This window comes from Streptomyces tricolor (genome assembly GCF_002155905.1).
In the GTDB taxonomy this organism is placed as follows: domain Bacteria; phylum Actinomycetota; class Actinomycetes; order Streptomycetales; family Streptomycetaceae; genus Streptomyces; species Streptomyces tricolor.
The window spans coordinates 20,345-30,318 of record NZ_MUMF01000053.1; the positions used below are offsets into that span (position 1 = coordinate 20,345).

Here is a 9,974-nt window from a genome sequence, read left to right on the forward strand (position 1 = left end):
CACAAGGGCACAAACACCTACTACGCGCCAGTAGTTCGCGTGTGCGTACAGGGAGTTGACGGGGTGTGGGGTGAGCGGACGGCGCTCAGGGAATGACGATCACGGGCCGCTGCGCCCGCTTGGCGAGCCGCCCCGCGACGGAGCCGAAGATCCGGCCGACGATGCCGTGCGTGGAGCCGACGACGATCGCGTCGGCCTCGTACTCCCGCCCGACCTCCTCCAGCTCGTGACAGATGTCACCGCCCCGCTCGACCAGGATCCACGGCACCTCGGCCAGGTAGTCCGCACAGGCCAGCTCCAGCCCCAGGACCTCCGTGCGGTGGTCCGGCACGTCCACGAAGACGGGCGGCTCGCAGCCGGCCCACACGGTGGTGGGCAGCCGGTTGGCGACATGCACGATGATCAGGCCGGAGTGGGAGCGGTGGGCCATGCCGATCGCGTAGGCGAGGGCGCGCTCACTGGAGGTGGAGCCGTCGAAGCCGACGACGACACCGTGTCGGAAGGCGGGGTCGCAGGAAGGACGTGACTCCTCCGCCGCCAGGGGATCGGCCGCCGTGGGATCGGCGACCGGCCGCTTGCGGTCCGCGGGTTCGAAGAATTCGTGACCGGCCATGACTGTCTCGGCGTTGTGATCCTTTATGGGAGGGACGACAGTGTGCGGCGGAGCTGTGTCCGGGAAACATCTTCCCAAGCCCATACCCCCAAGGGTACGGCGGCACGCCTCCTGAGCCCAGATCCCGCGCACGCTCCGTGAGCGGCCCCCCGACGTCCGTAGGGGTTCACCGGAGCATGCACGAGCCGCGCCCGTAACGCAATGGTTGCTGCCCCGTACAGGCGGTTTGCACGGCATTCACAGATGCGCCTGTGGTGACCGACCGGTCGGACGTGCGTTGAATCGGGGTGAGCCACCGCCACAGGGAGTACGAGATGCCCGGAGCCCGACCCAGCAGCGAGCCGCGCCCCGCGGCGGACACCGTGAGCGACGTCATCGGCTGGGCGGCCTTCAGCTGCGTGCTCGTCCCCGTGGTGCTGGTCTGGTTCGGCACCTCGCTGGCCGGCGCCACGGGCACCGCGCTGGGCCTCGCCGCCGTCACGGCCGCCTGCCGGGTGCTGCTGCGCCGCTCCGAGCGGTGTGCGCTGCGTTGCGAGACGCAAAGAGGCGGACGTCACACCCGCGAGCGGACACCGGTCGACTGACCTGTTTCCGCACCTCCGAACGCTGCTTTTCAGCCAACTTCTGGATATCGGCCAGGAGGGGTCCGAACCACCCCCCAACCCCCGTTCCACCTGCACGGAAAGGGTCTAGGGGCCGCTGCGCACCCTACGCGGTTTGGCCACTGCGACAAGGCGCACTTCCCTGCACGCCTCACGAGTGCAACGCTTCGTGATCGAATGCTTCACGCCAAGTTGTCATGTCGACAATGTGCCGCGTGGGGACCTGGTCACCGCCTGATCGCGGGAGCCAGTAAATTCGATCTTGACTGTCTTTACGGCGGGGGACTCGTGCAGGACCGAGGGGAAACGTGCAGGAGCGACACAACCGAGGAGCCGCGACCACCGAGGGGGGCTTAGCAGTATGAGCCACGACTCCACTGCCTCGCCGGACGCCGCAGCCCGGAAACTCTCCGGGCGACGCCGCAAGGAGATCGTCGCGGTGCTGCTGTTCAGCGGCGGCCCCATTTTCGAGAGTTCCATTCCACTGTCGGTGTTCGGGATCGACCGTCAGGACGCCGGCGTGCCGCGCTACCGCCTGCTGGTGTGTGCCGGCGAGGAAGGCCCGCTGCGGACCACAGGGGGCCTGGAACTCACCGCACCGCATGGGCTGGAGGCGATCTCACGCGCCGGGACGGTCGTCGTACCGGCCTGGCGTTCGATCACCTCGCCGCCGCCGGAGGAAGCACTCGACGCGCTGCGCCGGGCACACGAGGAAGGCGCCCGCATCGTCGGGCTGTGCACGGGCGCGTTCGTGCTCGCGGCGGCCGGACTGCTGGACGGCCGCCCGGCGACCACCCACTGGATGTACGCACCGACGCTGGCCAAGCGCTACCCGTCGGTGCACGTGGATCCGCGCGAACTGTTCGTCGACGACGGCGACGTCCTGACGTCGGCGGGTACGGCGGCCGGAATCGATCTCTGTCTCCACATCGTGCGGACGGACCACGGCAACGAGGCGGCCGGCGCGCTCGCCCGGCGCCTGGTGGTCCCGCCGCGCCGGTCGGGCGGCCAGGAGCGCTACCTCGACCGGTCTTTACCGGAGGAGATCGGCGCCGACCCGCTCGCCGAGGTCGTCGCCTGGGCGCTGGAACACCTCCACGAGCAGTTCGACGTGGAGACGCTGGCGGCACGCGCCTACATGAGCCGCCGTACGTTCGACCGCCGGTTCCGCTCGCTGACCGGGAGCGCTCCGCTGCAGTGGCTGATCACGCAGCGGGTGCTCCAGGCGCAGCGGCTGCTGGAGACGTCGGACTACTCCGTGGACGAGGTGGCGGGCCGGTGCGGGTTCCGCTCGCCGGTGGCCCTGCGCGGCCACTTCCGCCGCCAGCTCGGCTCGTCCCCCGCCGCCTACCGGGCCGCCTACCGGGCCCGCCGGCCGCAGGGCGACAAGCCGGGCGAGGCGGAGCCGTCCGTGCCGCCGACCGGCCAGCAGGGCGCGCCCACGGGCCTGTCCGGCCCCGGCCCGGTCGGTCCACCGCCCGCCCTGCTGCACGAGCACAGGGACGGCGGGGTGCCGATGCAGAGCCGCCGGGCCGCGGCCGGCGCGGTGGGCCTGCTGCCGGGACCGCGCAGCGGTAGCTGAGCGCAACCGAAGGGGGGCGGGAGACACCCGCCCCCCTTTCGCAACGGGCGGCTGCCGCCGCGCGGGCACGGCCCGTCCCGGCGCTTCCCGCGGAGCGCGGGGGGCACCCAAAAGCTCAGGTCCGCTTTAGGGTGGTCGCATGAACGATCGCATGGTGTGGATCGACTGCGAGATGACCGGCCTCTCGCTGTCCGACGACGCTCTCATCGAGGTGGCCGCCCTCGTCACCGACTCCGAGCTGAACGTGCTGGGCGAAGGGGTGGACATCGTCATCCGCCCGCCGGCCCGCGCGCTGGAGACGATGCCGGAGGTGGTGCGTCAGATGCACACCGCGTCCGGGCTGCTCGCCGAGCTGGAGAGCGGTACGACCCTCCAGGACGCCGAGGAGCAGGTCCTCGCCTATGTCCGGGAGCACGTGAAGGAGCCCGGCAAGGCCCCGCTGTGCGGCAACTCCGTCGGCACCGACCGCGGCTTCCTGCTGCGCGACATGCCGACCCTGGAGGACTACCTCCACTACCGGATCGTCGACGTGTCCTCGATCAAGGAGCTGGCCCGCCGCTGGTACCCGCGGGCGTACTTCAACAGCCCGGAGAAGAACGGCAACCACCGGGCCCTCGCCGACATCCGCGAGTCGATCGCCGAGCTGCGCTACTACCGCGAGGCCATCTTCGTGCCGCAGCCCGGCCCCGACTCCGACACCGCGAAGTCGATCGCCGCCAAGCACGTCCTGCCCGCGCAGTAGCGCGCCAGAAGGGTGCCCGCGAAAACGTGTGCGCGAGCACCCCTTCGGACCCTGTAGACTTCTTCTCGGCCGGTCGGGGAAACGACAAGTTCCACCACCGGTCGTGGTGGGTGTAGCTCAGCTGGTAGAGCACCTGGTTGTGGTCCAGGATGTCGCGGGTTCGAGTCCCGTCACTCACCCTCTCCGGAGAGGCCGATGACCTGCACAAGGTTATCGGCCTCTTGCGTTTCCTCGAGGGTCCCGCACCGACGCCACCCGAGATCCTGAGAAGGGCACGAGGGCGGCTCCCGGGAAGGCGCACTCTCACGTGGACGAGGAGGCGTCCGAGTTCCCGGGTCAGGTCATCGGGGGCCGCTGGGGGCACCGGGGCCCCACACGGCCCCGGTGTGCCAGGCCGTCGCCTCCTCACACTCCCGAGGCGTACTCGGGCCGCCCTCCAGCGAGCCGATCAGCAACCAGCGTGAACCACCCGCTGGGGGAATAGGGCGCCGGCGGGTCGACCTCCATGCCCAGCTCAGCGGCTGCCTGAGCGTAGTCGGCCTCGTCGAGGTCGAGCGCGAGCAACTCATGCAGTTCGCCGATGAGACGGGCGACGAGTTGGGCGTCGGTGGCGTCGCGGTAGTCGTCGACGGCGGCGTCGTGGTCGTCGAACTCGTCCGGCATGTCCTGCGAGAACCAGCCGCCGAGGAACTGGCCGAGCTCGGGGAAGCGCGCGTGCCACTCCCAGTGGGTCGCGGGAGCAGCGGGAGGCGGGACCTCGCCCTCCTCGATGCTGCGCCGGAGGTGGTCGGCGAGGCACCGCAGCCAGGACTGGATCTCCCCGTCGGCAAGACCGACGTCGGGGATCGCGTAGAACTCCCCGAGGCGCAGCCGAAGGCGTCCCGGCGGTTGGTCGGCGTACTCCCTCAGCTGCCGCTCCGCGACGGCGAGGGCCCAGGGGCGAGTGTGCCAGGTGTGCCGCAGGTAGGCGGTCAGCGCCTGGCTGGGCCTGTCGGGGGTGTCGTCGGCCGGCTGTCCGGCGTAGGCACGCATCACCTGGTCCAGCTCGCCGTAACGGCGGTCGTGGTCGAGGGGGCTCAGGGGCACAGTGGTCTGCCTCTACGGTGGGTCACAGGTACATGGGGAATGTGGCGTGAACAGCGAAGCCGTGGGGCCGGGAAGGGTCCCGCTTGAGGATCACCCGCGCCGCCCGCACGTCGACAGGCTCTCGTCCGGCCAGCATCATCGCCTGCAAGAGCACCCTGCCGACCGGCTCGGTCCGCGACGGCCAGGACGCCTCGATGGTCAGGCGGGGGCGGGTGGACTGGGCGAGCCAGCGGTGAATCAGCTGCTCGTTGACGGTGACGACCTGCTGCGTGGCCCATTGGGCGGTCTCGCGGTCGGGGTAGGTGGCGGATCGGGTGCGCATGTCAGTCAGTCTCTCTCCTGTACCACCTGACCTTCGGCTCCCAGAGAGGGTGGTGGGCCTCTTTCAGGTGTTCGATGCAGCGCTGCGCGAAGAGCGGGAAGAAGTCGAGGAAGTCTTCGGTGCCTGAGCCTCCGGTCATCGCCTCACCCGAGAAAAACCGGTCCATCTCTTCCTCTGTGTGGAACAGGGCGATGGCCTGGTAGCACTCGGCGACGACGCTGGGCAGCTTCCAGGGACAGTAAGGGTGTGTTTCTTCGATGAACATGCGGATGCCGTCCTCGGTGGTGGCGTCCTGCATGTCGTCGCTGATCGCGACCCCGTCCTGCCCCCAGAAGATCGGCAGGATCTGCTGAAAGCGAGGGAACCTGAGGAGCAATTCCCCGGTGCTGAGCGGTTCTGCCGACCAGGTAGACCAGCCGGGCCGCCAGTCATCGATGTGCTCAGCGATCTCCCGCAACACCTGAGGCGTCCGGGACGCTTCAGCCGCGCTTGGAATGCGCTGAAGCGCAGCGGCACCTCCGTCCGGGAACCTCTCGAAGAGGTCTGCGGCGATGCGAAGTTCGGTCGCAATTTCCGACAGCGTGCGGCCGCCGTCGCGTTCTGCGTTCTTGATACCGCGAATCAGGGGAAACAATTTCTCCTGCCATGCGGTCGGATCCAGGGGAATGCTATTCCCCCACCCCTCGAACGGCTCGAGCAAAAGGCGCGCCCCAGCCAGGCTCGAATACTTCACGCTTTCCGGTTGGGTCATGGCACAATCCTAGTTCTACTTCAGGTCCTTCGGCATCGAAGTCATGACGGTGAACGGAGGGTCTAGATTCTCGTTGTAGACGAGGCGGGTCTCGACTCCCTTAACGGTCTTCACCTTGTCGACCGGGAAAGGATCGCTCTGCATTTCCCTCTTATCGATACTTCGACCGCTGTCGCCGTAAGGTGTCTCCTTGACGCTAATGTCCAAGCGTTCGCGATCTGTAGGGTTCAGAGCCCTCTGCTCATCTATCCATTCTCTTATTCGACGAGAGTTCCGATCAATGTTGTACTGCGTCATCTTCTGTGCCGACCCAAGGTCCATAAAGGTGGACGCCTCGGCGACCATGGGCTGGCCGTGGGGCCACGTGGTCCCGGGCCGTGGCGGCTTCTTGAGGTCGTCGCGCAGACGTTGCGCCAATTGCTCGTCCGTCAGTGCCACATGCTTGGAGACCGTATGCGAGTTCTCCAGCCACTCGGTGGACGCCAGGTCGATCTTGTAGACGCCGCGATCGGCGTCGCCCGGGGTGCTCCACTTGTGTTCTGCCTTGAACTCGTTCAGCGACCGCGCCCCGAAGGCCTGCGCGCGAGCCTCCTCCGCTTCGTACTTGGGGGCACTGCGGGAGGCCTCCGTCAGCTCCCAGCGGAGGGCCCGGAGTTTGGCAGCGCCCTCATGGAAGGCCTTGTGGCACTCCTCCACAGCCTTGTCGGCGCCCGATTTATCCATGTGCGAGCGGAAGACGGTGACGACCTCGACGAAGGTCACGACCGCGGCGAGTTTGGTGAACTCCTTGAGATCGAAGCCGTCCGGGGTGAGGTCCCGGACGGTTGCCTTCGCGGCTTCCAGGGCGAGGCGCTCGGTGGTCTTCCGGCACTTCTCCGCGGCGTCCGCAACATCGTGGAACGCCTTCTTGATCTCGTCACCGCTCTTCTTCAGCACCTCGATGATGGGGCGACGCGTCGAGGGTGACTGCGAAGGGTTCGTCCGCCAGTCACGCCCTCCGGTCTCCTTGGGTCCCAGAAAGCCCCCGTCCGGCTTCCAGCTCCTCCCCCAGGCAGTGCTGCCCCAGATGGACTGGCAGAAGGCGTTCATCGCGCCCTGCCATTCACTGTTGCCGCCATCGGTCAGGTACTCGATGCACTCGGTGAACTTGTCCGCGGACTTCTCAGCGGCCTTTCCTGCCGCTTCCCATGCGTTCCCGATGCTGCGCAGGTCGTCCGTATCGGCCCCGGGCGTGATCTCATGGGTCTTGCCCAGCCTGAGACCCTCCTCGATGGCGGGCTTGATCAAGTCGGCCAGAAAGTCGGGGACTTCACCCAGACCAGCCAGAAAGGCGACGTCTGTACCGTCGCCGGTGCCCGTCCATTTGATGGAGGCGACTGGTCCGTACGTGACGGCCCCGACACCTATGGGGGCGTCCCTGCGAGGTGGTGGCCCGTAGATGCCACGGGTCTGCCAGTCGGCTGCGACGTAGTTGTTGGCCGTGTTCGTCAGACCGACCGCGACGCCGCCGACGCTGCTCACGCCCTTCGCCCAGACCTCCAGGAACAACTTGGCGATCTCGTCATAGGCCTCGGCGAAATCGTCGGCACCCTCGCCCTTGCCGGCGGCCTGACGACGGTGCACGTCATCGACCAGGCGCGACGCCGCGTTGTGGAAGACGAACTGCTCGTCGCGGACGAGAGCTGAGATGTAGTAGAGGTGGCCGGGCTTGACGTCGAAACCACCTCCGCTGCCGGGCGCGGGCTGACGCAGTTGTTCGCGCTCCCACTTGCGCCGGGCGTCCGACGGGCGACCGTCGGGTTCCGTGGGCGGCGGAGGGGGCGGTTCGTAGTTGGGGTCGGGCGAGGTACCGGGGCTCGGCTCCGGTCGCTTGTCCGGGGCCGGCTCGGGAGGCGTGGTTCTCGCGGAGGGACTGGCTGAGGGGCTGGGTTGCGGCGGTGGAGGCGTGGCCATCAGGCGGCCCCCCAACCCCGCAGCACAGCCCGATGTGCCGCGGCGTAATTGGCGTGACCCGTGGTGACGTACCCGTGCAGCCACTTCTGGGCCGCTTGGAGGTCCTGGGCCGAGCGGTCCCACTCGTCGAGTTTGTCGACGAAGACCTCGCGTGCCTCGCCCCGCCAGGACAGCACGACCGGTACCGCGCGGTCGTAGAGGTCGTCGAGCTTGCCGTTGAGCTGTCTCAGGATGTCTTCCAGTTCCGAGGCGAGGTCGTGGAGTGTCGAGAAAGAGACGGCGATGTGGTCGTCGGCAGCAGGATCGTTCGACATGGTTCCCCCTTGGGTGCGCTGGCGATTGCGTCTGTGCTCAGCGCCGCTGTCTGCGGGCAGGTCAGTAGGTGTCCAGGCGGCTGCTGCGCGGCGGCATGTTCCCGGCCGGTGCGTCTGTGTCGGGCGTCGACAGTCTCTCGACCTCGCTCACGACGTCCACCTGTATCGCACGCATGCGTTGCAGAACGTCCAGGTCGTCCCGGCTGAAACCGTCCCGGCTGAGACGCACTGCCTCTTCCAGCAGCTTCATCACTTCACGAATGCGCACGGCGTCCTCGGCCGCCGCCCGGTGGAATTCGCGGTAAGCCGTCGCAGCCGGACCGCGCCAGCCGGCCTCGATCCGGTCGACGATCGCGTCCATACGCCTGACCTGCTTGTCCAGGTGGCGCTGCATGTCGTCGAGGTCGTTCGCCAGCTTGGTCAGATCCTCAGCCGACACCTGAAGATCGGGACCGGCTCCCTGACCCCTGCCGATGCCGCGCGCACTCATGCCGTATCTCCGCCCCCGTCGCGTAGACCTGCCGCGTCCCAAGTACCAGAAGATCCTATGAGACATAGCGCCTGCGTACACGCAATGAAGCGCACGTGCGAGCGAAGCCCCTCCTGCTCGGGTAAGCGCCGCCACGCATAGGCGCCGGGCGAGGGCCCCGCCACCTCGCTCGGCTGCCTCTCGGCACTCTCCAGCAGCAGCCGTTGCCCGTCAGCCCAGGCCTCCGCCAGGCACAGGGGCATCAGCACGGAGACGCCGACCGGCCTGAGGTCCTCCACACGGACGGTGGGAAAGCGCTGTTCCTCGTTGTCGCTCGGCCCCTGATCGCCTGGCCACGGTCGGCGGCCCGCCGGACGGCGCCCTCACCGGCCGCTGATGAAGCCGCTGGTGAGGAGGATCTCTGTGCCGAGCAGATCGTGGAAGTGCGGGACACCCGGCGTCCGCGAACCGGGAGCCGTACACAGAAGTGGTTGCCGCCCGCCCGAAAGGCCGGTCCGAGCCGGCACGCGCGCCCCCGTCCTCACGACGACGCCCGGACCACCAGTTCCGTCGGCAGTACCGCCTGGCGTCGGTCCAGGCCCCGGGACGCGGGTGGGCGGCGGTCGGCGATGTCGGTCAGGAGGAGGTCGATCATCGCGCGGCCCATCTCCTGTATGGGCTGGCGGACGCTGGTGAGGGGCGGGTCCATGTGGCGGGCGATGGCGGAGTCGTCGTAGCCGACGAGGGCGATGTCGTCGGGGATGCGGCGGCCCGCCTCGCGCAGCACCTGCCGGGCGCCGGCCGCCATCACGTCCGAGCCGGCGAAGACCGCGTCCAGGTCGGGGTGGCGGGACAGGAGGAGGGTCATCGCGCGCCGGCCGCCCTCCTCGGTGAAGTCGCCCGGCTCGATGAGGAGTTCGTCCGTCGGGTGGCCCGCGTCGCGCAGGGCGTCGCGGTAGCCGTCGGCGCGGCGCTGGGCGCCGTAGACGTCCAGGCGGCCGGTGATGTGCGCGATCCGGCGCCGGCCCCGGCTCAGCAGGTGCTCCACCGCCGAGCGGGCGCCGCCGTAGTTGTCCGAGTCCACCGAGGTGAGGGTCTCGGCGGCCGAGCGCGGGCCGCTGATCACGGCCGGGATCTCCAGCTGGGCCAGCAGGTCGGGGAGGGGGTCGTCGGCGTGGACCGAGACGAGGAGGACGCCGTCGACCCGGTGGGCCGCCAGGTACTGGGCGAGGCGCTGCCGCTCGCGGTCGCTGCCGGCGAAGATCAGCAGCAGCTGCATCTCGGTGTCGGCGAGTTCCGCTCCGACACCGCGCAGCATGTCCGAGAAGTAGGGCTCGGCGAAGAAGCGGGTCTCGGGTTCGGGGACGACCAGGGCGATGGCGTCGGTGCGGTTGGCCGCGAGGGCGCGGGCGGCGGTGTTGGGGACGTAGCCGAGTTCGGCGACGGCCGCCTCGACCGCGGCGCGGGTGGCGTCGCTGACCCGGGGCGAGCCGTTGATCACCCGGGAGACCGTGCCCCGCCCGACCCCGGCCCGGGCGGC

The 9,974-nt window shown here is 68.9% G+C and carries 11 protein-coding genes and 1 tRNA gene; 4 read left to right on the top strand and 8 right to left on the bottom strand.

Annotation, left to right across the window (positions count from 1 at the left end; genetic code table 11):
* Nucleotides 1-85: 85 nt before the first annotated feature.
* Nucleotides 86-613 carry a universal stress protein gene (locus tag CCN44_RS04375; RefSeq protein ID WP_053710488.1) on the bottom strand — a complete coding sequence of 176 codons (528 nt, stop codon included), beginning with the start codon at nt 611-613 and terminating at the stop codon, nt 86-88.
* 314 nt (nt 614-927) lie between these two features.
* Between CCN44_RS04375 and CCN44_RS04380 the strand changes: the two genes are divergently transcribed.
* The 4 genes from CCN44_RS04380 to CCN44_RS04395 all read left to right on the top strand — a co-directional run bounded on the left by CCN44_RS04380 (nt 928) and on the right by CCN44_RS04395 (nt 3,718).
* Nucleotides 928-1,197, top strand: coding sequence for a hypothetical protein (locus tag CCN44_RS04380; RefSeq protein ID WP_059249704.1), 270 nt, complete (start codon nt 928-930; stop codon nt 1,195-1,197).
* A gap of 379 nt (nt 1,198-1,576) precedes the next feature.
* Entirely contained in the window at nt 1,577-2,797 is a 1,221-nt protein-coding gene (locus CCN44_RS04385) for a helix-turn-helix domain-containing protein (protein ID WP_059249705.1), read from the top strand.
* A 139-nt stretch (nt 2,798-2,936) separates the two neighbouring features.
* A complete protein-coding gene (gene orn, locus CCN44_RS04390; RefSeq protein ID WP_059249706.1) occupies nt 2,937-3,539 on the top strand; it encodes an oligoribonuclease in 603 nt (200 codons plus the stop codon).
* A 106-nt stretch (nt 3,540-3,645) separates the two neighbouring features.
* A tRNA-His gene (locus CCN44_RS04395) sits at nt 3,646-3,718 on the top strand.
* Nucleotides 3,719-3,944: 226 nt separating this feature from the next.
* Here the strand turns inward: CCN44_RS04395 and CCN44_RS04400 are convergent.
* The 7 genes from CCN44_RS04400 to CCN44_RS04435 form a co-directional block, all read right to left on the bottom strand.
* Nucleotides 3,945-4,625 carry a contact-dependent growth inhibition system immunity protein gene (locus tag CCN44_RS04400; protein ID WP_086696897.1) on the bottom strand — a complete coding sequence of 227 codons (681 nt, stop codon included), beginning with the start codon at nt 4,623-4,625 and terminating at the stop codon, nt 3,945-3,947.
* Nucleotides 4,626-4,647: 22 nt separating this feature from the next.
* Nucleotides 4,648-4,947 (bottom strand): RNase A-like domain-containing protein, encoded by a 300-nt coding sequence (locus tag CCN44_RS04405; protein ID WP_086696898.1) that lies wholly within the window; start codon nt 4,945-4,947, stop codon nt 4,648-4,650.
* Nucleotide 4,948: 1 nt separating this feature from the next.
* A complete protein-coding gene (locus CCN44_RS04410) occupies nt 4,949-5,698 on the bottom strand; it encodes a hypothetical protein (RefSeq protein WP_086696899.1) in 750 nt (249 codons plus the stop codon).
* Between the two features lie 15 nt (nt 5,699-5,713).
* Nucleotides 5,714-7,651, bottom strand: coding sequence for an RNase A-like domain-containing protein (locus CCN44_RS04415; RefSeq protein ID WP_143649619.1), 1,938 nt, complete (start codon nt 7,649-7,651; stop codon nt 5,714-5,716).
* Complete coding sequence (locus CCN44_RS04420) at nt 7,651-7,965, bottom strand: WXG100 family type VII secretion target (RefSeq protein WP_086696901.1); 315 nt, start codon at nt 7,963-7,965, stop codon at nt 7,651-7,653. The genes CCN44_RS04415 and CCN44_RS04420 overlap by 1 nt, the downstream gene beginning before the upstream one ends.
* A 61-nt stretch (nt 7,966-8,026) precedes the next feature.
* A complete protein-coding gene (locus CCN44_RS04425) occupies nt 8,027-8,455 on the bottom strand; it encodes a WXG100 family type VII secretion target (RefSeq protein ID WP_086696902.1) in 429 nt (142 codons plus the stop codon).
* A 520-nt stretch (nt 8,456-8,975) separates the two neighbouring features.
* The coding region (locus tag CCN44_RS04435) for a LacI family DNA-binding transcriptional regulator (RefSeq protein WP_086696904.1) at nt 8,976-9,974 on the bottom strand (999 nt) is incomplete at its 5' end.